Source organism: Microbacterium sp. ProA8, assembly GCF_039905635.1.
GTDB lineage: Bacteria > Actinomycetota > Actinomycetes > Actinomycetales > Microbacteriaceae > Microbacterium > Microbacterium chionoecetis.
The window spans coordinates 4,156,533-4,183,284 of sequence record NZ_CP157000.1; the positions used below are offsets into that span (position 1 = coordinate 4,156,533).

The 26,752-nt window shown below is 69.2% G+C and carries 21 protein-coding genes; 14 read left to right on the forward strand and 7 right to left on the reverse strand.

Annotated elements, in window-relative coordinates:
* The first annotated feature begins 13 nt into the window (after positions 1 to 13).
* Genes ABG085_RS18585 through ABG085_RS18595 form a run of 3 tightly spaced genes read left to right on the forward strand, consistent with a single transcriptional unit; the run spans position 14 to position 2,544 of the window.
* Entirely contained in the window at positions 14 to 850 is an 837-nt protein-coding gene (locus ABG085_RS18585) for an LLM class F420-dependent oxidoreductase (RefSeq protein WP_347977231.1), read from the forward strand.
* A 60-nt stretch (positions 851 to 910) separates the two neighbouring features.
* Positions 911 to 1,582: a GAP family protein gene (locus ABG085_RS18590; RefSeq protein WP_347977232.1), complete on the forward strand. Its 672-nt coding sequence runs from the start codon at positions 911 to 913 to the stop codon at positions 1,580 to 1,582.
* Positions 1,583 to 1,629: 47 nt separating this feature from the next.
* Positions 1,630 to 2,544 (forward strand): formylglycine-generating enzyme family protein, encoded by a 915-nt coding sequence (locus ABG085_RS18595; RefSeq protein WP_347977233.1) that lies wholly within the window; start codon positions 1,630 to 1,632, stop codon positions 2,542 to 2,544.
* A 96-nt stretch (positions 2,545 to 2,640) separates the two neighbouring features.
* Here the strand turns inward: ABG085_RS18595 and ABG085_RS18600 are convergent, their stop codons facing one another.
* Entirely contained in the window at positions 2,641 to 3,573 is a 933-nt protein-coding gene (locus tag ABG085_RS18600) for an HAD family hydrolase (protein WP_347977234.1), read from the reverse strand.
* An 83-nt stretch (positions 3,574 to 3,656) separates the two neighbouring features.
* Between ABG085_RS18600 and ABG085_RS18605 the strand changes: the two genes are divergently transcribed.
* The 4 genes from ABG085_RS18605 to ABG085_RS18620 all read left to right on the forward strand — a co-directional run bounded on the left by ABG085_RS18605 (position 3,657) and on the right by ABG085_RS18620 (position 10,646).
* A complete protein-coding gene (locus ABG085_RS18605) occupies positions 3,657 to 5,159 on the forward strand; it encodes an arylsulfatase (protein WP_347977235.1) in 1,503 nt (500 codons plus the stop codon).
* A 159-nt stretch (positions 5,160 to 5,318) separates the two neighbouring features.
* Complete coding sequence (locus tag ABG085_RS18610; RefSeq protein WP_347977236.1) at positions 5,319 to 7,655, forward strand: arylsulfatase; 2,337 nt, start codon at positions 5,319 to 5,321, stop codon at positions 7,653 to 7,655.
* A gap of 101 nt (positions 7,656 to 7,756) precedes the next feature.
* Positions 7,757 to 9,370, forward strand: a complete 1,614-nt coding sequence (locus ABG085_RS18615; protein ID WP_347977237.1) for a phospholipase D-like domain-containing protein — start codon at positions 7,757 to 7,759, stop codon at positions 9,368 to 9,370.
* Positions 9,371 to 9,788: 418 nt separating this feature from the next.
* Positions 9,789 to 10,646 (forward strand): DUF559 domain-containing protein, encoded by an 858-nt coding sequence (locus ABG085_RS18620; protein WP_347979240.1) that lies wholly within the window; start codon positions 9,789 to 9,791, stop codon positions 10,644 to 10,646.
* Between the two features lie 415 nt (positions 10,647 to 11,061).
* Here ABG085_RS18620 and ABG085_RS18625 read toward each other — a convergent pair whose 3' ends face one another.
* Complete coding sequence (locus ABG085_RS18625; protein ID WP_347977238.1) at positions 11,062 to 12,189, reverse strand: AI-2E family transporter; 1,128 nt, start codon at positions 12,187 to 12,189, stop codon at positions 11,062 to 11,064.
* Between the two features lie 154 nt (positions 12,190 to 12,343).
* On the opposite strand from ABG085_RS18625, the gene ABG085_RS18630 reads away from it, so the two are divergent.
* From ABG085_RS18630 to ABG085_RS18640, 3 genes are read left to right on the forward strand one after another with little or no spacing between them, the layout of a single operon-like run.
* A complete protein-coding gene (locus ABG085_RS18630; RefSeq protein WP_347977239.1) occupies positions 12,344 to 12,730 on the forward strand; it encodes an SHOCT domain-containing protein in 387 nt (128 codons plus the stop codon).
* Positions 12,731 to 12,754: 24 nt separating this feature from the next.
* On the forward strand, positions 12,755 to 13,174 hold the full coding sequence (locus tag ABG085_RS18635) for a DUF6325 family protein (RefSeq protein WP_347977240.1): 420 nt from the start codon (positions 12,755 to 12,757) through the stop codon (positions 13,172 to 13,174).
* 11 nt (positions 13,175 to 13,185) lie between these two features.
* On the forward strand, positions 13,186 to 13,545 hold the full coding sequence (locus tag ABG085_RS18640; RefSeq protein ID WP_347977241.1) for an SHOCT domain-containing protein: 360 nt from the start codon (positions 13,186 to 13,188) through the stop codon (positions 13,543 to 13,545).
* A gap of 73 nt (positions 13,546 to 13,618) precedes the next feature.
* On the opposite strand, the gene ABG085_RS18645 is transcribed toward ABG085_RS18640, so the two are convergent.
* Positions 13,619 to 14,455 carry a potassium channel family protein gene (locus tag ABG085_RS18645; protein ID WP_347977242.1) on the reverse strand — a complete coding sequence of 279 codons (837 nt, stop codon included), beginning with the start codon at positions 14,453 to 14,455 and terminating at the stop codon, positions 13,619 to 13,621.
* A 114-nt stretch (positions 14,456 to 14,569) separates the two neighbouring features.
* Between ABG085_RS18645 and ABG085_RS18650 the strand changes: the two genes are divergently transcribed.
* Complete coding sequence (locus ABG085_RS18650; RefSeq protein WP_347977243.1) at positions 14,570 to 15,925, forward strand: ion channel protein; 1,356 nt, start codon at positions 14,570 to 14,572, stop codon at positions 15,923 to 15,925.
* Here ABG085_RS18650 and ABG085_RS18655 read toward each other — a convergent pair.
* Genes ABG085_RS18655 through ABG085_RS18665 form a run of 3 tightly spaced genes read right to left on the reverse strand, consistent with a single transcriptional unit; the run spans position 15,902 to position 19,848 of the window.
* On the reverse strand, positions 15,902 to 17,005 hold the full coding sequence (locus tag ABG085_RS18655) for a DUF998 domain-containing protein (protein ID WP_347977244.1): 1,104 nt from the start codon (positions 17,003 to 17,005) through the stop codon (positions 15,902 to 15,904). The two genes, ABG085_RS18650 and ABG085_RS18655, sit on opposite strands and share 24 nt — an antisense overlap.
* A gap of 57 nt (positions 17,006 to 17,062) precedes the next feature.
* Complete coding sequence (locus tag ABG085_RS18660) at positions 17,063 to 18,157, reverse strand: AI-2E family transporter (protein ID WP_347977245.1); 1,095 nt, start codon at positions 18,155 to 18,157, stop codon at positions 17,063 to 17,065.
* Positions 18,158 to 18,213: 56 nt separating this feature from the next.
* Positions 18,214 to 19,848 carry a SulP family inorganic anion transporter gene (locus ABG085_RS18665; protein ID WP_347977246.1) on the reverse strand — a complete coding sequence of 545 codons (1,635 nt, stop codon included), beginning with the start codon at positions 19,846 to 19,848 and terminating at the stop codon, positions 18,214 to 18,216.
* A 194-nt stretch (positions 19,849 to 20,042) separates the two neighbouring features.
* On the opposite strand from ABG085_RS18665, the gene ABG085_RS18670 reads away from it, so the two are divergent.
* Both ABG085_RS18670 and ABG085_RS18675 read left to right on the forward strand, forming a co-directional pair.
* Positions 20,043 to 22,367 carry an arylsulfatase gene (locus ABG085_RS18670; RefSeq protein ID WP_347977247.1) on the forward strand — a complete coding sequence of 775 codons (2,325 nt, stop codon included), beginning with the start codon at positions 20,043 to 20,045 and terminating at the stop codon, positions 22,365 to 22,367.
* A gap of 118 nt (positions 22,368 to 22,485) precedes the next feature.
* Positions 22,486 to 23,889, forward strand: coding sequence for a DUF2252 domain-containing protein (locus ABG085_RS18675; RefSeq protein ID WP_347977248.1), 1,404 nt, complete (start codon positions 22,486 to 22,488; stop codon positions 23,887 to 23,889).
* Between the two features lie 17 nt (positions 23,890 to 23,906).
* Here ABG085_RS18675 and ABG085_RS18680 read toward each other — a convergent pair whose 3' ends face one another.
* Entirely contained in the window at positions 23,907 to 26,273 is a 2,367-nt protein-coding gene (locus ABG085_RS18680) for an arylsulfatase (protein ID WP_347977249.1), read from the reverse strand.
* A 129-nt stretch (positions 26,274 to 26,402) separates the two neighbouring features.
* Between ABG085_RS18680 and ABG085_RS18685 the strand changes: the two genes are divergently transcribed.
* The gene (locus tag ABG085_RS18685; RefSeq protein WP_347977250.1) at positions 26,403 to 26,747 is read left to right on the forward strand and encodes a carboxymuconolactone decarboxylase family protein; all 345 of its coding nucleotides are present in this window, start codon (positions 26,403 to 26,405) and stop codon (positions 26,745 to 26,747) included.
* Positions 26,748 to 26,752 lie beyond the last annotated feature (5 nt).

The window sequence follows — 26,752 nt, forward strand, 5'->3', positions numbered from 1 at the left end:
GGAGTTCCGCGACGTGACCGAGCTCCGGCATCCTGCCGCTCATCGACCGCTCCGGATCGGCGTGCAGCTGGCGCCGCAGCACTCCTCCTACACCTCGTACCGCGACGCGGTGCTGCGCGCGGAGGATCTCGGCGTCGACGCGGTCTTCAACTGGGACCACTTCCTCCCGCTCACCGAGCCGATGGACGCCGAGCACTTCGAGGCGTGGACGGTGCTCGCCGCCATGGCCGAGCAGACGGAGCGCGTCGAGTTCGGCCCCCTCGTCAACTGCAGCTCGTACCGCAACCCCGACCTGCAGGCCGACATGGCCCGCACGGTGGACCACATCAGCGCCCGCGCCACCGGCACCGGCCGGCTCGTCTTCGGCACGGGCTCGGGCTGGGCGCAGCCCGACTACGACGCGTACAGCTACGAGTTCGGCACCGTCGGCTCGCGCCTCGACGCGCTCGCCGACGATCTGCCGCGCATCCGCTCGCGCTGGGAGCGGCTCAACCCCGCACCCACCCGGCGGATCCCGATCCTGATCGGCGGGCAGGGCGAGCGCAAGACGCTGCGGATGGTCGCGCAGCACGCCGACATCTGGCACACCTTCACGGCGCTCGACGACATGCCGCGCAAGATCGGCGTGCTCCACGAGTGGTGCGCTCGGGAGGGCCGCGACCCCGCCGAGATCGAGTTGTCGACCGGCTACACGATCCGCGGCTTCGGCCCGCTTCTCGAGACGGATGCCGCTCCCCGCCTGTACGAGCTGGGCTTCCGCCTCCTCATCCCGGCGATCGACGGGCCCGACTACGACCTCTCGCCTCTTGTGCCCCTGCTGGAGTGGCGCGACCGGATCAACGGCGCCTGAGCGCGGCGGGCCGGTACCGTAGCGACGTCCGCCGTCGCTCGATCCCCCAGGAGGCAGCCCATGGGCGCCGTCATCGGAGACATCCTCACGCTCGCCCTCGGTGTCGCGATCAGCCCGATCCCGATCATCGCGGCCATCCTGATGCTGCTGTCGCCCAAGGCACGGGTGACCGGAACCGGATTCCTCGTCGGCTGGGTGCTGGGAATCGTCGTCGCCGTCACGGTCTTCACGCTGCTCTCGTCGATCCTGCCGGGCGAGGAGGAGGACGCCTCGCAGCCGATCAAGGGCGTCATCCAGCTCGTGCTGGGCGCACTGCTGCTCCTGCTCGCCGTGCGCCAGTGGCGCGGCCGGCCGAAGGCGGGAGAAGAGCCGGCGATGCCCAAGTGGATGCAGGCGATCGACACCATCACCTTCCCGAAGGCCCTGGGCCTCGGCTTCCTGCTGGCGGCGGTCAACCCGAAGAACCTGCTGCTGGCGGCGAGCGCCGGCGTGACGATCGGCGCCGCCGGCCTCGACGCCGGGTCGATCGTGGTCGTGATCGCGGTGTTCACGCTGATCGCGGCATCCACCGTCCTCGTTCCCGTCGTCGGATATCTGCTCGCGGCCGACAAGCTGCGCGGTCCGCTCGACGCGCTGCGCGGCTGGCTCGCGAAGGAGAACGCGGTCATCATGGCGGTGCTGCTGCTGGTCATCGGGGTCGCGATCATCGGCAAGGGCATCGGCAGCTTCTGACCCCGCGCGCGGGCCGTCCGGCCGCGCCGGCCGGTTACGGTGGAGCGGTGACTGCGGCGATCCACGACCAGGTGCTCCTCGACGGCGGCGTGTTCCGCATGGGATCGGACGAGTTCTACCCCGACGAGCGCCCGGTGCACGAGCGGGAGGTCCCGCCGTTCCGCATCGACCGGCACGCGGTGACCAACGCGCAGTACGCGGCGTTCGTCGACGACACCGGTTACGTCACCGTCGCCGAGCGCGAGCTGGACCCGGCAGCTTTTCCCGGTGCCGACCCCGCCGACCTCGTCCCCGGATCCATGGTCTTCACGCCCACGCCGGGCCCGGTCGACCTGCAGAACTGGCGCGGCTGGTGGCGCTGGCAGCCCGGTGCCTACTGGCGGCGGCCGTTCGGACCGGATTCGTCCGTCGACGAGCGGATGCGGCATCCCGTCGTCCACATCGCCTTCCAGGACGCTACGGCCTATGCCGAATGGGCGGGCCTGCGCCTGCCGACCGAGGCGGAGCACGAGTACGCCGCCCGCGGCGGGCTCGACGGCCGGCGGTTCGCGTGGGGCGACGAGGCGTACCCCGGCGGGGTGGCGCAGGCGAACTCGTGGCTCGGGCGCTTCCCCTACGACAACCAGGGCGTCGGCGATGCGGCCCCCGTCGGCTCGTACCCGGCCAACGGCTACGGCCTCTACGACATGACCGGCAACGTGTGGGAGTGGACCACCGACTACTACACCCCGCGACACCTCCGCCTGTCGGACAAGCCCGTCGACGCCGGCAAGCGCGCGAACCTGCTCGCCGCCGCGAGCGCGCAGGAAGGGTTCCCTGCCATCCCGCGCCGAGTGCTCAAGGGCGGCTCTCACCTGTGCTCGCCGGACTACTGCCTGCGCTTCCGCCCGGCCGCCCGGTCGCCCCAGGCCGAGGACACGGGCATGTCGCACATCGGCTTCCGCTGCGCCGCCGACGCCTGACCCGGAGCTACGCGCTCGCTGTCGAGGAGCGTCGGATCGTCCGCGACCGAGGATCTCGGTCGTTGAGCGAGCGAGGAACGAGCGAGACGAAACGCGTCACGCGTTCGGGAAGACCTGCGACCAGTCGTCGCGGACGCTCACGACGGTGAAGTCGTGGACGGATGCCTCCGCCAGCGCCTGCTCGGCACCCTTGTCGTAGGGCGCGTCCCCTCGGCCGGTGTCGTCGTCGTGGTGGATCAGCAGGCTGAGGCTGCGCGCAGTCCCCTGCGCGAACCGCAGCATCGGGATGTCGCCGTTCGAGTTGCCGCCGGCGAGGATCGGCCGCCGGCCGACGCGCATCCAGATGCGCACCGGCTTCTCGGGACCGTCGTCGAAGAAGTCGAGCTTGGGGACGTAGCGCACCACGTTCGCGTCCGCGTCGTAGGTGAGCCCCATGCCGGTGCCGACCACGCGCTCCGCCGGGATGCCGTAGTACGCCTCGGTCATCGGACGCATGAAGTCCCGTTCGCCGCCCGAGACGATGTACGTCGTGAAGCCGTTGGCCTCGAGCAGGCGGATGAGCTCGACCATCGGCTGATAGACCACCTGCGCGTAGGGGGCGCCGAGGGTGAGGTGACGGGCATCGCGGTAGAAGTCGCTGACGGATGCCGCGTACTCGTCGACGCTCGTGCCACCGGACGTCGCCGCGACCGCGGCGATGAGCAGCCCGAGATCCGCGTCGTCGCCGGCGTAGTGCTTGTCGATCGCCGCCCCGAGCCACGCCAGGTCGCCGGTGACCGCTGCCTGGTACGGCTGGCGCTCGGCGAGCGACGGGTCCGCTTCGGCCGCGGCCTTCCACTGCTGCAGCAGGTAGGCGAGCTGCGTGGGCATCGGCTTCTCGGTCCAGAGCGTCCCGTCGTTGTCGAACACGGCGACGCGGGCGTCCGGGGCGACGAAGTCGGGGCCGCCCTCCTCGGTGACGGCGGCGATGAACTCGAGGATCGCGGTGCGGGTGGCGGTGTCGCGCCACGACGGCAGCAGGTCGGTCATGAACGCGACTCTAGCCGCGGGGCGCCGGCGGATGTTTGGATGCAAGAGGACATCTGGATCCCCGCCGCACGACAGGAGCACTCATGCCCGGCAAGCCCAACATCCTCATCATCTGGGGCGATGACATCGGAATCTCCAATCTCAGCGCCTACTCCGACGGACTGATGGGTTACCGCACACCGAACATCGACCGGGTCGCGCACGAGGGGGTCAAATTCACCGACTACTACGGCGAGCAGAGCTGCACGGCGGGCCGCGCGGCCTTCATCACCGGCCAGAACCCGTACCGCACGGGCCTGACCAAGGTGGGGATGCCCGGAGCGACGCTCGGTCTGCAGGCGGAGGACCCGACGATCGCCGACGCCCTCAAGCACCACGGCTACGCCACCGGCCAGTTCGGCAAGAACCATCTCGGCGACCGCGACGAGCACCTTCCGACCGCGCACGGCTTCGACGAGTTCTTCGGCAACCTGTACCACCTCAACGCCGAGGAGGAGCCGGAGCACCCCGACTACCCCACCGACGAGGAGTTCCCGGGGTTCAGCGAGCGGTTCCGGCCGCGTGGCGTCATCCACTCATGGGCCGAGGCCGACGGAACCCAGCGCATCGAGGACACCGGCCCGCTGACGAAGAAGCGCATGGAGACCGTGGACGAGGAGTTCCGCGACGCCGCGTCCGACTTCATCCGCCGTCAGGCCGAGGACGACACCCCCTTCTTCGTCTGGTTCAACTCCACGCACATGCACTTCCGCACGCACACCAAGCCGGAGAGCAAGGGCCGCTCCGGGCGCTGGCAGTCGGAGTATCACGACACGATGCTCGATCACGACGAGGTCGTCGGCAGCCTCCTCGACCTGCTGGACGAGCTGGGCCTCGCCGAGGACACCATCGTCATGTACTCCACCGACAACGGGCCCCACATGAACAGCTGGCCCGACGCCGGCATGACGCCGTTCCGCAACGAGAAGAACTCGAACTGGGAGGGTGCCTACCGCGTCCCGGCGATGGTGCGCTGGCCGGGCCGCATCCCGGCGGGGACCACCCTCAACGGCATCGTCAGCCACAACGACTGGTTCGTGACGCTGCTCGCTGCGGTCGGCGACGACGACATCGCCGAGCGACTGAAGGCGGGCACCGAGCTGCACGGCACCGAGTTCAAGGTCCACCTGGATGGGCACAACCAGCTGGACTACATCACGGGCGAGGCCGACCACAGCCCCCGGCGGCACTTCTTCTATGTCTCCGACGACGGCGATCTCACGGCGCTGCGCTTCGAGAACTGGAAGCTCGTCTTCCTCGAGCAGCGCGCCGCGGGGACTCTGCTGGTGTGGCAGGAGCCGTACACCGAGCTGCGCTTCCCGAAGCTGTTCAACCTGCGCACCGACCCGTACGAACGCGCCGACATCACCTCGAACACGTACTGGGACTGGGTGCTCGCACGCGTCTTCCTCATGATCCCCGCGCAGGCGTACGTCGCCCGGATGCTGCAGACGCTCGCCGAGTTCCCGCAGCGCCAGGAGTCGGCGTCGTTCACGATCGACCAGGTGCTCGAGAAGCTCGAGAACGCGACGGCGGGGGCCTCGTAGCCCAGACGCGCCGGATAGACGGTGGACGGATGCCGCGGCATCCGTCCACCGGTGTGCGGTGGTGGCAGCGCCGGACCTTTTCCGCAGACCGGGACGACGAATAGGGTTTGGAGCAAGGGGACCCACGGGTCCCTCGCTCATGTGACTGAAGGAGAAGCTGTGCCACGCGAATTCCAGGGGAAGATCGAACTCGACGTCCGCGACTCCGTTGCCGATTGGGACGCCTTCCTTACTGAAAAGGCGCCGCAGGGCGCGCCGAACGTGCTCGTCGTGCTGTACGACGACACCGGAACGGCGGCGTGGTCCCCCTACGGCGGCCGGATCAACATGCCGACCATGGAACGGCTCGCCGACAACGGCCTCACGTATTCGCAGTGGCACACCACGGCGCTCTGCTCTCCGACGCGCTCGACGTTCCTGACCGGTCGCAACCACCACCAGAACGGCTTCGCGACGATCTCGGAGTCCTCGACCGGGTTCCCGGGCTACAACTCGCACATCCCCCCGACGAACGCGACGATGGCGAATGTGCTGCGGGATGCCGGCTGGGCCACGTTCTGGGTCGGCAAGAACCACAACGTGCCCATCGACGAGTGGACCGCGGGCGCTTCCAAGAAGAACTGGCCGCTCGCGCAAGGCTACGACCGCTTCTACGGCTTCATCGGCGGCGAGACCAACAACTGGTTCCCCTCCCTCGCCGAGGACAACCACTACATCGACCAGCCGTACCTGCCGGAGGACGGCTACCACCTGTCGAAGGACCTCGCCGACCAGGCGCTGAAGATGATCCGCGACGTCAAGCAGACCGAGCCTGACAAGCCCTGGTACCTGTGGTTCTGCCCCGGGGCCAACCACGCACCGCACCACGCGCCGCAGGAGTACATCGACAAGTACAAGGGCAAGTTCGACGACGGCTACGAGGCCTACCGCGAGTGGGTGCTGCCCCGCATGATCGAGCGCGGCATCCTGCCCGAGGGCACCGACCTCACCGAGATGAACCCGATGCCCGACGGCACGTTCACCCAGACCGACCTCGTGCGGCCGTGGGCCGAGTTGAACGACGAGGAGAAGGCGATGTTCTGCCGCATGGCGGAGGTGTTCGCCGGGTTCTCGGAGTACACCGACGCCCAGGTCGGACGGATCGTCGACTATCTCGAGGAGTCCGGCCAGCTCGACAACACGCTCATCCTCTACTGCGCCGACAACGGCGCCTCGGGCGAGGGCAGCCCCAACGGCTCGGTCAACGAGGGCAAGGTCTTCGGCGGCTACCCCGACTCGCTGGAGGACAACCTGCGTCTGGTCGACAAGCTCGGCAGCCCCGACACCTACAACCACTACCCCACTGGCTGGGCGATGGCGTTCTCGACGCCCTACCGCATGTTCAAGCGGTATTCGTATCAGGGCGGCGTCTGCGATCCGCTGGTCATCCACTGGCCCGCGGGCATCGCCGCGAAGGGCGAGGTGCGCTCGCAGTACCACCACTGCACCGACATCGTCCCGACCATCCTCGAGGTCTGCGGCGTGGAGATGCCGGCCGAGTACAACGGCGTCGCGCAGACGCCGCTGCCCGGCGTCTCGATGCGCTACTCGTTCGAAGCCGACGGGCCGACCAACAAGAAGACGCAGTACTACGAGATGCTCGGCAGCCGCGGCATCTGGCACGAGGGCTGGAAAGCCGTGGCCGAGCACGGGCCGATGGCCGGTATGGCGAGGTTCGAGGACGACGTGTGGCAGCTGTTCCACACCGACGTCGACCGCGCGGAGGCGCACGACCTCGCCGCCGAGCATCCCGAGAAGCTGGAAGAGCTCAAGGCGCTGTGGCTCGAAGAGGCGAAAGCCAACGACGTGCTGCCGCTGAACGACCTGCAGATCATCGGCAACGCGAAGGACTTCGAGACGTTCGTCGGCATGGAGTTCCACCAGCCGGCGCCCCCGAGCGGGCAGTTCGTCTACTACCCGGGCACCTCCGAGGTGCCCGAGCGGTCCGCGGCGAACGTCCACAACGTGTCGTACAAGATCGCGGCGGCCGTCGATCTCACCCCGGACACCGAGGGTGTGATCTTCGCGCACGGTTCCCGCTTCGGCGGGCACGCGCTCTTCGTGAAGGACGGCACGATCACCTACGCGTACAACTTCCTCGGCATCCCGCCCGAGGACCGCATCCAGGCGCCTGTCCCCACCTCGGGCAAGCACGTCATCGGGGTCGAGTTCACCAAGGAGCGGATGGGCGAGTACCGCGAGGGCATCGGGCCGCTCAAGCTGTACATCGACGACCAGCTCGTCGCCGAGCAGGAGATCCGGACGGTCCTGGGTCACTTCTCACTGTGCGGTGAGGGCCTCACGATCGGTCGCGACAGCGCCGACCCGGTGTCGTCGCTGTACGGCTACGGGTTCGACTTCACCGGCGGCGAGATCGAGAAGGTCGTCTTCGACATCGCCGACGACGCGTACATCGACCTCGAGGCGCATCTCGCCGCAGCCATGTCGCGGGACTGAGCAACGCCACGACGGGACGGATGCCTGAGCTCAGGCATCCGTCCCGTTCTTCACGTGTGCTGAACTACGCGCGAGGGTCGGCGACGGTGCACACTTAGCCCGTGGACTCCACTTTCCTCGCCAACCTGTCCTGGACCCTCGCCGTGCTCGTGCACGCCGCGATCATCATCACTGCGCTCATCGTGATCCCACGCGGGCGCAAGCCCACGGCGGCGATGGCCTGGATCCTGCTGATCGTGATCCTCCCCGGCGTCGGTGTCGTGCTGTATCTCGTGATCGGCAGCGTGCGCCTCCCCGAGAAACGGCGGGCCGAGCAGGCCCGCATCGACGGGATCATCCGCGGCAGGGTGCAGCAGAACGCCCTCGCGATGACGGACGCCGAGTGGCCGCGGTGGTTCCAGCGGGTCGTGCAGCAGAACGAGGAGCTCACGGCGCTTCCCGCGTCGACGGGCAACGCCGCCTCGCTGTACGGGGATTACCAGGCCTCGATCGACGCGATGGCCGCCGAGGTCGACACGGCCACGAGCTTCGTGCACGTCGAGTTCTTCGTCGTCGCGTGGGACGACACCACGCGCGGCTTCTTCGCCGCCATGGAGCGCGCGGTGGCCAGAGGCGTGTCGGTGCGCCTGCTCGCCGACTACGTCTCGACGCGCCGGCTCGGCAACAGCAAGGAGACGCTGGCCGAGCTCGACCGCATCGGCGTGACGTGGGCGTGGATGCTGCCGGTCATGCCGTTCCAGGGCAAGTACCAGCGTCCCGACCTGCGCAACCACCGCAAGATCGTCGTCGTCGACGGCCGCGTCGGCTTCATGGGCTCGCAGAACCTCATCTCACGGGACTACGACTCCGAGAAGAACATCAAGCGGGGTCTGAAGTGGCAGGAGCTCATGACGCGGCTCACCGGTCCGGTGGTCGCGTCGGTCAACGCCGTGTTCCTCTCGGACTGGCTGATCGAGACCGGTGAGGACCTCTCGGCGACCGAGCACCTGGCGCCGGCCGCGATCGAGGCGGCGAGCGCTGCGGCGTCCGTGTCGGACGGCGCTGCGGCGGCCGTGGCGGACGGCGCTGCGGCGGCCGAGGTGGCTGGCGCTGCGGCGGCCGTGTCGGGCACAGCAGCACGCTCGGCGGGTGCGGCCGACGGTGCCGGTGCGTCCGGCGCTGACGGGCTGCTGTGCCAGGTCGTGCCGAGCGGGCCCGGGTACGACACCGAGAACAACCTGCGCCTCTTCCTGTCGCTCATCTACGGCGCGACCGAGAAGGTCATCATCACGAGCCCGTACTTCGTCCCGGACGAGGCGATGGTCTACGCCATCACCACCGCCTGCCAGCGCGGGATCGAGGTCCAGCTGTTCGTCTCCGAGATCGGCGATCAGTTCATGGTGTGGCACGCGCAGCGCTCGTACTACACCGCGCTGCTCGAGGCCGGCGTGCGGATCTTCCTCTACCCTGCGCCGTTCATCCTGCACTCCAAGCACTTCTCGATCGACGACGACATCGCCGTCATCGGCTCCAGCAACATGGACATCCGCTCGTTCAGCCTCAACAACGAGGTCTCGCTGATGGTGCGAGGCGCGTCGTTCGTCGCCGGCATGCGCGAGGTCGAGCAGGGCTACCGCGACGCGGGCCGCGAGCTCACGCTCGAGGAGTGGCGCCGCGAGCCCGCCAAGGCCACGTTCCTCGACGGCCTCATGCGCCTCACCTCCGCCCTCAACTGACCCGCCGCTCCTCGCGCTCTGGCTGTTCGACCACTAGCTCGCGGTTCCTCATTTGAGGAACTCAGCCGAGTTGAGGATCGCCGGGGGTAAATCGGTCCGCATTCCGGCACGCTTCCTCAAATGAGGATCGAGGACTGTGTGGGGCCGTCCGGCCGCGCCGCCGGTCCCGTTCCTCAACTGAGGAAACGAGCGGAGTTGAGGACCATGCAGGGCATATGGCTCCGCATCCCGGCAACGATCCTCAACTGAGGAACGAACACCGGCGAGTGACCGGGTAGCGCACTGAGAAGGCGTTCCTCACGAACGTGGGTCAGCTCGGTCTCCTCCACAGACTCTGCTCGATGCAGACTTTCCGCAGAACCGCATCCCTCGCACCAGGCAAGCTCGCTCGCCAGGCGAGGCTCAGATCGTGGAGACGATGACCGAGCCGGCGTGGCTGTCCATGCTGCGAGAACAGGGCGGGATCGCTCGCCAGACTGCGCTGCTCGCGCGCCGGACGAGTAAACGTGAGCTCAAGGATGCCGTCGAAAGCGGAGCGCTCCTGCGGATCCGGCGATCCTGGCTCGCGCTTCCCGATGCCGACCCGCTCCTGATCGCCGCCGCCCGCGCAGGAGTCACGCTCGGCTGCATCACGCGCGCGGAGCGCCTCGGGCTGTGGGTCCACGGCGTCTCGACGAAGCCTCACGTCGCAGCACCGCCATGTGCGGGCGGGGTACGAATCGAGACCGACGACAACGATGTTCCCAAGGCAACGGTTCACTGGTTCGCGCCGGTGGTCCCGCGGGTACCACACGCCCTTGAAGACGGCATCGAGAACGCGCTGGTCTCCATCGCGCTGTGTCAGCCCTTCGAGGCTGCGCTCGCCACCTGGGAGTCCGCGTTTCGGAAGGGACTTGCCGACCGAGCGGTCCTTGCGCGCCTGAAACTGCCGAGAATCGCTCGAGAACTCCTCAGCGAGTCCACACCGTACGCAGACTCCGGACTCGAGACGATCGTGCCGCGCCGCCTCCGTTGGCTGCGAGTTCGCATCGTGCCCCAGGCGTGGTTGCACGGTCATCGTGTCGACTTCCTCCTCGGGGAACGGCTCGTACTCCAGATCGATGGCGGACACCACGTCGGGCCGCAGCGCGACTCCGACAACCGTCACGACGCAGAACTGGCACTGCGGGGATTTCACGTGATCCGGGTCGGCTTTCACCAGATCATGAACGACTGGCCGAGCGTGCAGCACCTCATCATGACCGCCGTCGCCCAGGGTCTGCACCTCGCTCGCTGAGGCAAGACCGCCCTCGCGCCCTCCCCCGAGGCATCCGTCTGAGGCGCTAGCCGCAGACGTCGGCGCTCTTGATCCTCAGTTGAGGATCGGACCCTAGTTGAGGAAGGAACAGAGGCACATCGTCCTCATTCCGGCGCAGGTCCTCAGCTGGGGGCGGAAGGGCGGCTGGGGCACACTGGGAGCGAGGGTCGGGACCGGGCGCCGCGGCCTGCACACCCACGGAGTACGAGAGCCACAAAGACCCGCGCAGCCACGGGCGCGGCGGATCATGCCTCCCGGAGCGGCATGCCGCGGGGCATGCGTCCCGGAGCCGCATGCCGCGTGGCATGCGTCCGCAGCGCGTGCGGCCGGCGGGGCGCTGCGACCGCCGCGCGCCGCGCCGCCGCGGCGGGCCGCGGCGCGGCGGCGCCGGGCGTCAGACCTTGAGGTTCTGGCGGGGGACGACGACCTCGCGGATGATCAGCAGGATCGACGCCATCACCGGCAGCGCCACCAGGACGCCGACGATGCCGGCCAGCGCTCCGCCGGCGAGCGCGCCGATCAGCACCAGGGCCGCGGGGATCGCGATCGCCTTGTTCATGACGCGGGGGCTGATGACGTACGACTCGAGCTGGATGTAGATCAGGTAGGCGACGAAGAAGATGAGGGCCTGGGTGGGGCTCGAGAACAGCGCGACGACCGACGCGAAGATCCAGAAGATCACCGACCCGAACAGGGGGATGAGGGTGATCACGAACGCGATCACCGCCATGAGTGCGGGGAAGGGCAGGCCGATCACCACGTGCAGGATGAAGACGGCCGCGGCGTTGAGGGACGAGAGGATCACGGAGCCGATCAGCGCACTGCCCACGGAGCCCGTGATGCGCTCGGTGAGGTCCTCCAGTCGAACGCGGCTGCGCGCCGGGGCGAGGGCGTAGAGCGCCTGCTTGGCCGCCGAGAGCGAGGCGAGGAAGTAGAGGGTCAGGGCGATCACGATGAAGCTCGCCGAGATCGCCGCCACGAAGCCGACGCCGACGGCCAGCACGCCCCCGCCGAGCATCGCGATGGTGGACGGTGCCGAGATCCAGTCGGCGAGCTGGCCCATGCCCCCGAGCACCGCGGCCTGCCCGTCGGGGGTGAGCTGGGCGAACCAGTCCGATTCCGGAATGTCCGCGACGCCCTCCGGGATCGCCTCGACCAGCTGCACCACCTGGGCGATGACGGGAGGCAGCACGAAGACGAAGAACGCGACCGCCACGAGCGCGAAGCCGCAGAACACGATGGCGATGCCGGCGCCGCGCTTGACCCTGTGGCGCTCGAGCATCCGCACGATCGGGTCGAGGCCGAGTGCCAGGAACATCGCCAGCACGATGTAGACCAGGATCGTCGAGATCGAACCGATGGCCGAGCCGAGCACGAGTGCCCCGAGAACGCCGATCGTGGCGAGGAACCCCACCGCGAGCGGATGATCGAGTGCTGCGAGGACACGCGTGAAGCGATTCGGGCCTGCTTCCGCGACCACGGGGACCACGTCGATGTCGGATCCCTGAGGTTCGTCGGTCATGGGGACATGATGCCGTCAACCGGTCCCGAAATCACCCCAAATGCGTCATGTGGATGCGGCGTGTTTGGCGGTAGTCTCCGAATCAGGGCACTGCGAGGGACGCGGTGCTTGCAACTGCACAACGACGGTCGACCCGTCGAGAAAGCTGGTATCCATGGGCGGCTTCTGGGATTTCATCCTCTGGATGTTCTGGATCTTCGTGTTCGTCGCGTACCTGATGGTGATCTTCTCGATCATCGGCGACCTCTTCCGCGACGAGAAGCTGAACGGATGGCTGAAGGCCGTCTGGATCCTGTTCCTGATCTTCGTGCCCTTCCTGACCGCGCTGGTCTACCTCATCGCACGCGGGAACGGCATGCAGCAGCGCTCGATCGCGCAGGCGCAGGCCATGCGCTCGGCACAGGACGCGTACATCCGGCAGACCGCGGGCTCCGGAGGGAGCGCCGCAGATGACATCGCCAAGGCGAAGACGCTTCTCGACTCGGGTGCGATCACCCAGGCCGAGTTCGACACCCTCAAGGCCAAGGCGCTCGCTGCCTAGCGGGCACCGGAGACAGGAGAAGACATGACGACGTTCGACTACGGCCCCATCGAGTTCTACGCGATCGCCTTCGAGGGCGACCGTCCCGGCCCGGCGGTGCTCCAGGCGATCGACGATCTCGTCGCCTCGGGCACGGTCAACGTGCTCGACCTCGTCTTCGCACGTCGGTCGCCGGAGGGGGAGCTCGAGATCCTCGAGCTCTCCGACACGATCGACGACGGCGGCGCGCCCTCGCTCGACCTCGCCGGACTCGCGGGCCAGGACGACATCCTGTTCCTCGCGGAGAACCTCCAGCCGGGCTCGTCCGCCGCGATCCTGGTAATCGAGCTGCTGTGGGCGAAGGCGTTCGCGTCGGCGCTCTACGACGCCGGCGGTGCCGTCATCGCGCGTGAAGGCATCCCCGCACCGATCGTGAACGCGTTCCTCGCTGAGAACGCCGACTGAAGGAGGAAGACATGCCACTGAGAAGAATGGGCCGCCCCGGCCTGATCGGCATGGCCGCCCGCACCGCTGTCGTCGCCGGCACGGCGACGGCAGTCTCGGGCAGCGTGCAGCGCCACCAGCAGGAGAAGGCGTACGCGCAGTCCGAGCAGCAGGCGTACGAGGCCCAGCAGCAGCAGGCGGCCATGGATGCCGCCGCCGCGCAGGCCGTCGCCAACGCGCAGGCCGCAGCACCTGCTGCCGCGCCCGCCGCTCCAGCCGCGCCGGCCGGAGACGACATGATGGCCAAGATCACCCAGCTCGCGCAGCTGCACGCGCAGGGCATCCTGTCGGACGAGGAGTTCGCGGCCGCGAAGGCCAAGCTGCTCTCCTGACAGCCGATCGCACGAAGAGGGCCGCGTCCGTCCGGGCGCGGCCCTCTTGTCGCGTCGCTCCGGCCGTCGGCGGTCAGCCGCCGGGGCGCTCGTCGCCGCCGTCGCCCAGCGAGTCGTTGCCCCGCTCGCCGCCGGCATTCTCACCGCCCGAACTGCCGCGCCCACCCGCGCCACCCACGCCATCCACGCCACCCGTGCCGCCCGCGCCACCCGCGGCGTTCTGCGCGGTGAGCGCGTCGATCTTGTCCATGAGCAGCCGCACCTGTGCCCGGGTCGCCGGTTCCTGGTCGTCGTGCTCGCGCGAGGCGCGCTCGAGGACCCACGAGGCCAGGGTCGCGGTGATCACGCCCGCCAGCGCGACCCCGCCGAGCATGAGCCCCACCGCCACCCAGCGCCCGATATCCGTCACCGGCGTGTAGTCGCCGTAGCCGGTCGTCGTGACCGTCACGCACGACCACCAGAGCGCGATGCCGAAGGTCGTGATGTCGGCGTCGGGCGCGTGACGCTCGGCTTCGAGCACCGCGAGCGACGCGATGTAGATCAGGATGACGGAGGCCCCGGCGCCGTAGACGAGGATCTGCGTGCGCAAGACCCCGCCCGCCGTCGTCTTCATGCCGGGGAGCCGGGTCAGGAAGCGCAGCAGCCGCACGAGGCGCAGGACCGGGATCAGCGCGAACGCGAGAGCCGGCAGGTGGCGGCGGAACCACAGACGGCGGTCGGTCGCGAGCGCCAGTCGCACGAGGTAGTCGGCGATGAACATGGCCCACGTCACGAGGATCACCGTCGACGCGATCACGCGGCCGGTGCCCTCGAGGTCGGCGATCACGCGCCACGAGTACGCGACCAGGTACGCCAATGAGGCGATGATGAGCGGCAGCGCGGTGCGCTTGTGCCAGGCGGACTCCTCCACATGCGAATTGTGCCCTGGTATTGCCGTCCGTCACCGTACCGGCGCGCCCGCGGCGACGCAGCGGTGCACACGCGCTGGTCGCCGCATCCGTCCGGCGCCCGCTATCGTGTGCCCATGCCCGGCCCCACCGCCGCCTCGCCCGCACCGGCCACCGCTCAGGGTCCACAGCTCACCGTCCGCCGGCTGGTGCTGCTGTCGATTCCCGCCCTCGTCATCGGCGTGCTGTCGGCGCTGTCCCTGTGGCTGCTCGACCTCATCGCCGAACAGCTCGACGGGGTGCTGTGGACCAGCATGCCGAAGGCGCTGGGCATCGCGCCCGACGCCCCCTGGTGGATCTTCGCCGTGCTCACGGCGACCGGGATCGCCGTCGGCCTGGTGGTGTGGCTCGTGCCGGGCCACGCCGGTCCCGACTCCGCGACCACCGAACTCGCCGAGAAGCCGCTGCAGCTGTGGGTGCTGCCGGGCCTCGCCGTCGTCGTGATCCTGGGCCTCGCGGGCGGTGTGAGCCTCGGCCCCGAGAACCCGATCATCGCGATCAACATCTCGCTCGCCGTCGCCCTGATCGCGCGTGTCACCAAGGCGGTGCCGCCGGAGCTGATCGGCGCCCTGGCCATCTCCGCCACGATCGGCGCGCTGTTCGGCACTCCGGTCGCCGCGGCGCTCGTCTTCACGGGCATGGTGGGCGAGTTCAGGATGGGCGGGTCGCTGTGGGACAAGCTGTTCCTCCCCCTCGTCGCGGCGGGCGCCGGGTCGGTGACGACGTTCCTCCTCGGCGGCGGGTTCGGGTCGGCGGCGACGCTCGCGCCCTACGGGTCGCCGCAGCCGTTCGATCTGCTGCTCGGCGCGATCGTCGCGTGCGCCGCGGCCGCCTTCGGTCTGGTCGGGGTCTATCTCTTCCCGCTGGTGCATCGCGCATTCCATGCGCTGCGGCATCCGCTCATCTACATCGCCCTCGGCGGCGTGGTGCTGGGCCTGCTCGGCATGATCGGCGGACCGATCACGCTGTTCAAGGGCCTCGAACAGAGCGGCGAGCTCCTCGCCGACCCCGACGCCTACTCACCCGGTGAGCTGACGGTGATCCTCCTGGTCAAGCTCGCGGCGCTCGTCGTCGCGGCATCGGCGGGCTTCCGTGGCGGCCGCATCTTCCCGGCGGTGTTCCTGGGCGTCGCATTCGGGATGCTCGGCAGCGCGCTGCTGCCCGAGCTGGCGCTGTCGCTCGCGGTCGCGTGCGGGGTGCTGGGACTCCTGCTGGCGATCGCCCGCGACGGCTGGGTGGCGCTCTTCGTGGCCGTCGCGATGGTCGGGGACGTGACCGTGCTGCCGATGCTGTGCATCATCGTGCTGCCCGCATGGCTCGTCGTCACGTGGGCCCGCGAAATGCTCATCACGCCCGCCGACCTCGCACGCGAGCGCCCCGAGGCGCACCTCCCGTGGGCGGGAGCCCGCTCAGCCGGCAGACGCCTCGGCTGACGGCTCGTGGCGCGCGTCCTGCGCCAGGGCGGCCGCGTTGCGGATGAACAGCACGATCCAGGTGAAGACCAGGATGCCGGCGACGAGCTCGACCGCCGTCAGCGTGTAGTAGCCGATGAAGAAGAACACCGCGAGCACCAGCGTGACCGCGAGGAACAGCCAGCCGAGGGCGACGAACGCCCGCGGCATCGACGGGATCCACCGCGGCAGGGCGATGACGAGCACGCCGTACGCGACCACCATGCCCGACGCGACGCCGGTGTGGAGTGCGAAGAACTGATCCACGGGGAACACGCCGACCATGCCGAGGAAGACACCGACCACGATGAGCGTGAGGCGCACGCGGGCGATGCCCTTCGGATGGGTGGTGGGGATGCCTCGCGTGGAGTACCGCGCGAGCGTCGTCACGAGGAAGCCCGCCACGATGATCGTGATGTTGAAGGCGAACGCCGACACGTTCGACGACATGCCGAGAGCACTCAGGTTGTCTTTCCACCAGTCGGGGTCGCTGGCGGTGAGCATGCTGGCGAGCACGCCGAAGACGAGGAACACCGCGAGGACGACGGCGAGCAGCTGCAGATCCATGTGGGTCGCGGAGTAGAACGCGAGGTAGGCCGTCATCGCCGAGGTGGCGCCGGCGAGGATGAGCACGGCGAGCGGGAACACCTCGGCTCCGATGAAGGCGTCCTCCAGGATCACGGCCAGCAGCGTCCAGCCGAGGAGCGCGATGACGGCGTGGGCGAAGGCCAGCGCGGCGACATCGACGTAGTCCAGCGGCGTGAGGCGACGGTGCACGCCCTGCCGGTGGACGAGGATCCGGCCTCCGATCACCGCGAGGAACGCCACGACGCCGGACGCGATCGCCGCGAACTGGCCCACCGAGCCCGGACCCGAGATCGGGGTCGGCTGGAACCCGAACGCGACCATCGCGAGGATGGCGACGATGACGAACGAGACGGCGCCCGCGCCGAGCGCGAGGGACTCGAGCGACCGCTCGCTGAACCGGTCGAGCACGCGTGGTGCGTGATGAGTCCGCGGCTGACCCTCGGGCGAAGGCAGATCGAGCGAAGTCTGGGTCATGACTGCCTCCGTGAGGGATGCGATGGGTCGGGTCGGGCGGATCGGTCGAGCGGAAGATCAGGAACGCGGATGCGGATCACGGGCGGCCTCGGCCGGTGTGGCCGTGCGATCGCCCGAGAGCCATCGCAGCCACAACGAGCCCGGGTCGCCCTCGAGCACGAGAGCCCGCACGAACAGCGTGAGCGGGATGGACAGGATCGCGCCGAGCGGGCCGATCACGAACGTCCAGAAGATGACCGAGAAGAAGCTCAGCGTGAGGCTGAGGTCGACGGCGTCGCTGACGAACTTCGGCTGCACCAGCACCTGCAGCACGACGTTGACGACGCTGTAGATCGCGATCACGGCGAGCAGCATGGGCCAGCCGCCCACCACGAAGGCGAGCACGGCCGGCGGGATCAGCCCGAGCACGAAGCCGATGTTCGGGACGAAGTTCGTGACGAACGCGAGCACGGCCCAGACGATGGGCGCGGGCACGCCGAGCGCCCACAGCGCCAGTCCGTCGATGATCGCCACGACCGCGCCGAATGAGGCGTTCACGACGTAGTAGCGACGGATGCCGGTGTTCAGGCGCCCGATCCGGGCCAGAGCGGGCCGGCGCGCGGCCCCGAACACCCTCTCCGCGTCGCGGTACCGGGCGGCGTCGGCCGCCATGAAGATGATGTACGACACCACGAAGAAGAGGGCGGTCGCGACGCCGATGACCGTGCCGCCCACGCCGGAGACCAGCCGGAGGATCGCCGAGGGGTCGAGGACGGAGGCCGCGGCATCCGTCGCCTCTCCGTCGAGTCCGACGGACTGCAGCCATGCCACGAAGCCGTCGACACTGCCGCGCAGCTGGTCGAGGTAGTCGGTGACCAGCCGGGCGAACTGGACGCCGGCGACCCACAGCAGCAGCCCCATGACCACGAGCACGAGATACGCGACGACGATGACCGCGGTGGTGCCCGTCCAGCGGGGCCAGCCCCGCCGCTCGAGCGGGCGCCGGACGGGTTCGCAGATGACCACGAGCACGACCGCGAGCGCGAGGGGCCCGATGAGACTCCGGGCGAAGTACATGCCGGCGAGCACCACGACGGCGCATGCCACCACGATCAGCACGCGCAGGCCCGGCGACAACACGGGTGCGGGGGGCGGAGGAACGTCGCGCTTCACGAGGCCAGGCTAGGGGACGGCGGGTCTGCGGGACCGCATGCCGGACCGCATGGCGTTCAGTGCGGGTCGGATGCCGCGGCCAGCCCGCCCTCGATGCTCGCGTGCACGCGGCCCGCACTCGCCAGCGCGCGGTACCAGTCGACCCGGCCGGCGATCTCGGCTGCCGGCTCGGGCAGACGCGCCAGGTGCAGCTCGATGCCGTGCTGCGCGAGCTCGCGATCGAGGTCGGCGAGCGCGTCGAGCACCGTGATGGTCACGACGTCGAGGCGCTCGACATCGAGGACCACCGCCGACACGGGCTCGGCCTGAGTCGTCGAAAGCTCGACGATCGCCCGCTCGTTCGCGAGGGCGTTCGCGGTGTACAGCCCCCTGCCCAGGTGGATCGCCACCGCCGAGCCCCGTCGCTGAGTGATGTCGACCTTCGGCGTGTTGATCTCGCGGAGCACCAGCACGAGGGTGACGACGACCCCCACCGCGACCGCGGCCAGCAGCCCCGCTGTGAGTCCGACGATCGCGACGGCGAGGGCGATGCCGAAGTCCCGCCGGCTGATCCCGGCCCACCGTACGAGCTTCGGGATGTCGATGAGCGCGATGACCGCCACGAACACCATCGCGGCGAGCGTCGCCTGGGGCAGCAGGCTGAGGACCGGACCGAGGAACAGTGCCACCAGCACGGCGAGCGCCACGGTGACGAGTCCCGCGACCTGGGTCTTCGCCCCCGCACCCTGGTTGACGGCGCTCTGCGAGAAGCCGCCGGCGGCGGGGAGCGTGGTGAAGAAGGAGCCGGCGAGGTTCGCCGCGCCCGTGGCGAGCAGCTCCTGGTTGCTGTCGACCTGCGGCTCGGTCATCTGACGGATGCCGCGGGCGACCGCGGCGGATTCGAGGAGCGCCATGACGGCGATGGCGAGGGCACCCGGGATCAGCGCCACCAGATGCGTGGGATCGGGAAGACCCGGCAGCGGCAGCCCCGACGGCACCGGTGCGATCAGCTCGACACCCGACTCCTCCAGCGGCGTGAACGCGACCAGCAGGATGCCGGCGACCACGACGATCAGCGCGCCCGGCACCCGCGGGGCGAAGGCCTTGAGCACCAGGAGGATGAGGATCGACCCGGCCGACAGCACCATCGTCGCCGGATCGGCGCTGTCCAGAGCGTCGACGGCCGCGGCGATGGAGCCGAAGAACCCCTCACCCGACGCGTTGGCGGTCTCGCCCAGGAGCTTCGGCAGCTGACCGACGGCGACCGTGGCGCCCACGCCGATCTGCACCCCGAGCGCCGTGGCGTCGCTGATGTTCTCGACGAGCGACCCGAGTGAGAACACACGGGCGAGCAGGAGGATCGCCCCCACGAGGAGCGTCAGCATCATGAGAGACCCGAGCGCGTCGTCCGAGCCTGCGGCGATGCCCGCCGACACCATCGTCGTCGCGGTCAGGGTGGCGATCGTCGACGTGGTCGAGACGCTCATCGCGCGGCTGCCGCCGAGCATCGCGTACACGAGCATCGGCACGATGCACGTGTAGAGGCCCACCTGCACGGGAAGGTTCGCGATGGTCGCGTAGGCCATCGCCTGCGGCACGACGACCGCGCCCGCTGTCAGGCCGGCGAGGATGTCGCGGCCGAGCCACGCCGTCCGGTACCCCGAGAGCGTCGGCAGCAGCCAGGGAGGAAGGCGCGACGGCGAGGAGCTCACACGCCGAAACTACCCGGTGCGGCGGCGCCGGCGTGCCCACGCGCCTGGGGACTCGCGACGATGACCCGGGGTGTGCGGAGGAGCCGCGGCATCCGTCATGCCTCCCGGATTCTCCTTCTCCGCTCTCGCGACACCCGATAGCGTCGGAAGCGGTGCCGCTCCTCGCGCGGCGCCGCAGGCGAGAGGGAGTCATGATGTCGAAGGAATTCGCGGGAACGATCAAGGTGGACATCCGGGACTCGGTGGCCGACTGGGCACCGTACGAACTGCCCCGGGCGCCGGAGGGCGCACCCAACATCCTGGTGATCCTGTACGACGACACCGGATTGGCGTCGTGGTCGCCGTACGGCGGGCGGGTCGCCATGCCGACGCTCGACCGCCTGGCCGAGAACGGCCTCACCTACACGCAGTGGCACACCACGTCGATCTGCTCGTCGACGCGGTCGACGTTCCTCACCGGACGCAACCACCACGCCAACGGCATGGGCGTCATCATGGAGGGCACCAACGGCTTCCCGGGGTACTCGGGCCGCATTCCGCAGGAGTGCGCGACCATCGGCCAGGTGCTGCAGGACAGCGGGTACTCCACCTTCTGGGTCGGCAAGAACCACAACGTGCCCGAGGAGGACATCTCGTCGGGCGGCAGCAAGTCGCAGTGGCCGCTGGCGATGGGCTTCGACCGCTTCTACGGCTACCTCGGCGGCGAGACCAACCAGTGGTACCCCGACCTGGTCGAGGACAACCGCTTCATCGAGGCGCCGTACACGCCGGAAGAGGGCTACCACCTCTCGAAGGACCTCGCCGACCAGGCCATCCGGATGATCCGCGACCAGAAGTCGTCGAACCCGTCGAAGCCCTGGTTCACCTGGTACAACCCGGGCGCCAACCACGCCCCGCACCAGGCGCCGCCGGAGTACATCGCCAAGTACAAGGGCCTGTTCGACGACGGCTACGACGCGTACCGCACCTGGGTGCTCGAGCGCATGATCGAGCGCGGCATCATGCCGGCAGGCACCGAGCTCACCCCCTTCGACCCGCTGCCCGACGACCAGGCGAACGCGGCCGACCACGTCAAGCCGTGGGACTCGCTCTCGGACGACGAGAAGCGCCTGTTCAGCCGCATGGCCGAGGTGTTCGCCGCGTACAGCGAGTACACCGACGTCGAGATCGGCCGCGTCATCGACTACCTCGAGGAGTCGGGCCAGCTCGAGAACACGCTGATCTTCTACTGCGCCGACAACGGCGCCTCGGGCGAGGGAAGCCCCGACGGGTCGGTGAACGAGAACAAGTTCTTCAACGGGTTCCCCGACGACCTGCAGGAGAACCTCTCGAAGATCGACGTGCTGGGCACCGCCGCGACGTACAACCACTACCCCACGGGGTGGGCCGCGGCGTTCTCGGCCCCGTTCAAGATGTTCAAGCGCTACGCCCAGTTCTCGGGCGGGTCCTGCGATCCGCTGATCATCCACTGGCCCGCGGGGATCAAGGCCAAGGGCGAGATCCGTCACCAGTACCACCACTCGGTCGACATCGTCTCGACGATCCTCGACGTCATCGGCATCGAGTTCCCCGATGAGTATCGCGGCGTGAAGCAGCGTCCGCTGCCGGGCGTCTCGATGAAGTACTCCTTCGACGCCGCGCCGGACGCTCCGACCGAGAAGCACGTGCAGTACTACGCCATGCTGGGCACCCGCGGCATCTGGAAGGACGGCTGGAAGGCGGCCGCGATCCACGCGCCGCTCACCGGCCACGGCCGTTTCGACGAGGACCGGTGGGAGCTCTACCACGTCGACGTCGACCGCTCGGAGTCGAAGGACCTGTCGGCGGAGCATCCCGAGAAGCTGCAGGAGCTGATCGAGACATTCGACGCCGAGGCGAAGGCGAACTTCGTCTACCCGCTCGACGACCGTCCCGCGCGAGAGCAGCTGACGATCGACCGCCCCCAGGCCGAGCCGCCGCGCGAGCGCTACATCTACTACCCCGACACGACGGCGGTGCCGGAGTCCGTCGCCGTGAACGTGCGGGGGCGCTCGTTCAAGATCATCGCCGACGTCGTGCTCGAGGCGGGCGCAGAGGGCGTGATCTTCGCCCACGGCTCGCGCTTCGGCGGGCACACGCTGTTCCTCAAGGACGGCAGGCTGAACTACGTCTACAACTTCCTCGGCATCCCGCCGGAGCAGACGTACACGTCGGGAGCCCTCACGGCCGGGCCCCACGCGGTGGGCATGGAGTTCATCCGCGAGAGCGCGGGAGAGCACGGCGAGTCGATCGGCACGTGCCGGCTCTACGTCGACGACCAGGTCGTCGCCGAGGGCCCGATGCGCGCCCAGATCGGCAAGTTCACGCTGTGCGGCGACGGGCTGTGCGTCGGCTTCGACAGCTCCGACACGGTGAGCACGCAGTACAAGAACCCGTTCCCGTTCACGGGCGGCAAGCTCCTGGGCGTCGCGGTCGACGTCAGCAGCGAGCAGTACCTCGACCTCGAGCTGGAGGCGCTGGCCGCCCTCGCGCGCGAGTGACGTGACCGCCTGACCGCACGGAGGGGGACGGATGCCGCGGCATCCGTCCCCCTCCCGCGTTCCGGGGCCATCCAGATCACCTGATGCCGACGGAGCGCTGCGGTGCCACACTGAGCACATGTCAACGACCGACACTGCGCCTGCGGCGCCGACATGGCCGGCGCCGCCGGCCGTCGCCGATCAGATCGCCCTCGGGCGGGCGGAGCGGGACCGGCTCCCGCGCGAGCGCCTCGCCGGGCTCGAGACCTCGGGCCGCACGCCGATGGAGATCCTCGACGCCCAGGACGCCACGCGTGTGCCGGACCTGGTTCCCATCCGCACGGAACGCATGGCGCAGAGCGCGTTCGCGTTCTACCGGGGGACGGCCGCGATCATGGCGGCCGACCTGGGCGCATCGCTCAGCACGGATCTGCTCGTCGGGTCGTGCGGCGACGCGCACGTCTCGAACTTCGGGCTGTACGCCTCGCCGCAGCGCAGCCTCGTGTTCGACCTGAACGACTTCGACGAGGCCGCCTGGGCGCCGTGGGAGTGGGATCTCAAGCGCCTCGTGGCCAGCATCGTCATCGCCGGCCAAGCCGTCTCCCGCGACGAGTCGGTGGTGACGGCGGCGGCGCGCGGCGCCGTGCGGACGTACGCTCGCGCGCTCGAGCACGGCGTCCGGCGCAGTCCGCTGAAGCGGTATTTCGAGCACTTCGACGCGGAGGCGGCGGCCGAGGGCGACGACCCGGAGACCCGGGCTGCCATGCGCAGCGCCGTGAAGGATGCCGAGAAGCGCACGGCCGCGCGTGCGGCGCGTCGTCTCACCGTGCGCGCCGCCGACGGGCGCACCACGTTCGTCGAGCAGCCGCCGACGATGACCCACGTCGACCCCGCGATCGCACAGCGGGTGAGTGAGGTGTTCCACGACTACGTCTTGTCGGCCAACATCGACATCCGTGTGCTCATGCAGAAGTACGGGGTGGCGGATGTCGCACGCCGCGTCGTCGGGGTCGGCAGCGTGGGCACCCGCTGCTACCTCATCGCCTTGCAGGACGGCGACGAGAACGTCCTCCTGATGCAGGCGAAGGAGGCGAACGCCAGCGTGCTGATCGAACCCGGCAAGGTCGCGCAGCCGCCCGCCGTGGCCGGCTACATCGACGAGCACGGCGACGGCAGCCGCGTGGTGGCGATGCAGCGGATCCTGCAGGCGGTGTCGGATCCGTTCCTCGGGCATGTGCGTGGGACGCCCGCCGACGGCGGTCCGGAGCGCTCCTTCTACGTGCGCCAATTCCACGACAAGAAGGGCGGCTTCGACGTCGACACGCTCGAGGACTCGGCGTTCGGATGGTACGCCGAGGCCTGCGCGGCGACGCTGGCGCGCGCGCACGGGCAGTCCCCCACAGCCGCCACCGTCGTGGGATACCTCGGCGGCGGCCGGGTCGCCGGCGAGGCGATCACGGAGTGGGCCTACGCGTACGCCGACGTCTCCCGCGCGGACTGGCAGCTGTTCCGCCGCCACCGCGGGCTGGACTCCGGCGACTGACAGCCCTCACGCGTTCCTCACTGGCGTGCCATGGCCACGCGAAGCCGTTCCTCGGGGTCGATGAAGTGATCGTGATCGTCGTCGCCGGTGTCGATCCGCACCCAGTGGATCTTCCCCGTGAACCGGCTGCCCTGTGGCGTGTAGTCCTCGCTCACCGGCGTGCCCGACTCGTAGCCGACGTCGGTGGTCTCGTCCGCCGAGAACACCAGCGGCTGAGTGGCCCCCACCCGGCCGGTGCCGACGGCGACCCCGTCGCATAGCAGTGTGACGTCTCCCCCCTTGGCCAGCCCGCCGCCGTCGTAGGCGAACTCCATCCGCACCCGATGCGCGCCCTCGGTGAGCCGAGAGTCCGCCGCAGTGGCGAAGTGCTGGATGCCCAGCACGTTGTAGACGAATTTCAGGCCGCCGTCATCGACGTAGAGGCTCCAACCGCCGAAGCGGCCGCCCTGCGCGATGATGACGCCGCGAGCACCCTCGGCCGGCACCGTGACGTCGGCCGTCACCGAGAACGACTTGTTCTTGATGCTCACGACGCTGTTCTCCGACAGCCGGCCCATCCCGGGGTAGAGGAGCTGCGATGTACCCTTCACGAGCGTGGGCCGCCCTGCGATGTCGGGATTGAGCCGATCGGCGGTGCGGTCGTCGAGCGGCAGCACGTTGTACTTCACGGCCTCGATCAGCCAGAGGCGCTGCAGCTCGTGCAGACGCTCCGGCTGCTCCGCCGCGAGATCGCGCGCTTGGCTGTAGTCGACGTTCCCGTCGTACAACTCCCACACGTCGTCGTCGAACGCCACCATCCCTCCGCCCGTCATGACCCAGGGGGTGCGGTGCTTGGTGACGGCGCTCCAGCCCCGGTGGTACACGCCGCGGTTGCCGAACATCTCGAAGTACTGCAGATCATGGCGCTCTGCGGCATCCGCCTCGGTGAAGGCGTAGAGCATGCTCGTGCCCTCCATCGGCGACTGCTGCACGCCGTTGACCATCGCCGGCTCGGGAAGACCTGCGGCCTCGAGGATGGTCGGGGCGACGTCGATGCAGTGCGTGAACTGCGAGCGCAACCCGCCCTTGTCGGCGATGCCGTTCGGCCAGTGCACGATCGCGCCGTTGCGGGTGCCGCCCCAGTGCGAAGCCACCTGCTTGGTCCACTGGAACGGGGTGTCCATCGCCCAGGCCCATCCCACCGCGTAGTGGTTGTACGAGTAGGGCGTGCCGAACTCGTCCATCTTCGAGCGCATGAACTCGGGCGTCTCGAGGGCGGCCATCCCGTTGAAGTTCGCCATCTCGTTGAAGGCGCCGTTGATCGTGCCCTCGGCCGAGGCGCCGTTGTCTCCGATGATGTAGTAGACGATCGTGTCGTCCAGCACGCCGAGATCCTCGATGGCATCGAGCACGCGGCCGACGTGGTGGTCGGTGTGCTCGAGGAAGCCCGCGTAGACCTCCATCTGGCGCTCGAGCACGGGCTTGAGCTCGTCGGGCATGTCGTCCCAGGCAGGGATCTCGTCGTGTCGCGGCGTGAGCCCGGCGTCCGCCGGGATGACGCCCATCTCCTTCTGCCGAGCGAACGTCTTGTCCCGCTGGGCGTCCCATCCCTCGGCGAACCTGCCCCTGTACTTGTCGGCCCACTCCTGGGGCACGTGGTGCGGCGCGTGCGTCGCACCCGGTGCGAAGTAGACGAAGAAGGGCTTGTCCGGCATGAGCGCCTTCTGCGTCCGGATCCAGCTGATCGCGCGGTCGGCGAGGTCCTCGGTCAGGTGATAGCCCTCCTCCGCCGTCGCGGGCGGCTCGACCGGAGTCGTCCCGTCGTACAGCGCCGGCTCCCACTGGTTGTTCTCGCCGCCGATGAAGCCATAGAAGGTCTCGAACCCGCCGCCCCCCGAAGGCCACGCATCGAAGGGGCCGAGAGGCGATGACTGCCACACCGGCACCTCATGGCACTTGCCGAACTGCGCCGTCGAGTACCCGTTCAGCTTCAGGGTCATCGCCAGTGGCGCCTTGGTGTTCGGGCGCAGCGAACTGTTGCCGGGTGCGGACGTGGCGGTCTCGGTGATGCTGCCCATGCCGACCGAGTGGTGATTGCGGCCGGTGAGCATCGCCTGGCGCGTCGGGGCGCAGAGCGCCGTGGTGTGGAAGCGGTTGAACTTCAGCCCGCCGGCAGCGAGCCTCTCGGCGTTCGGGGTCGCACACGGACCGCCGAAGGCGCTCGACGCCCCGAACCCGACATCGTCGAGAAGCACGATGAGCACGTTGGGTGCGCCCTCGGGAGGAAGCAGCGGCTCGATCGGCGGATACGAGGTAGCAGGATCCTTGGCGTCGTAGGTCGTGAGGCCCGCGGCCGGGCGGTCGGGAATGGGCAGCATGGTGCGCGCGTGGCGGTCGATGGGCATGGCGTCTCCTTGCGTCTGACTGTCTCCACCCAACTCCCGCCACGCGACGAACACGTCATGCGTACTGCATGATGTCTCGGCGACGGTGGCGGGCTACGGTCAGGTGATCACGAACGGATCGAGGATGCCGTGGCTGCGACGTATCGGGATCGGCTCAGGCAGATCGCCCTCAGCGAGGCCGGGATCCGCGTCGCCGACTTCGCGCCCGACGCGGCTCATCAGCACATGGACGTGCGACACATCGACGGGAAGGCACTGGCCCTCGCCCGGCTCGCCGCGCTCATCGCCATCGGCGGGGCCGACCCGTCGTTCGGAGAGCACGCCGACGCAGCCGTGAGTGCGGGCGCCAGCGCCGACGAGATCGTCGATGTGCTCGTCGGGGTCCGCACCATCGTGGGTGAGCCGCGCGTCGTGGCCGCCGCGCCCCAGATCGCGCTGGCACTCGGGTACGACCTCGACGGCGCGTTCGGCTGATCCCG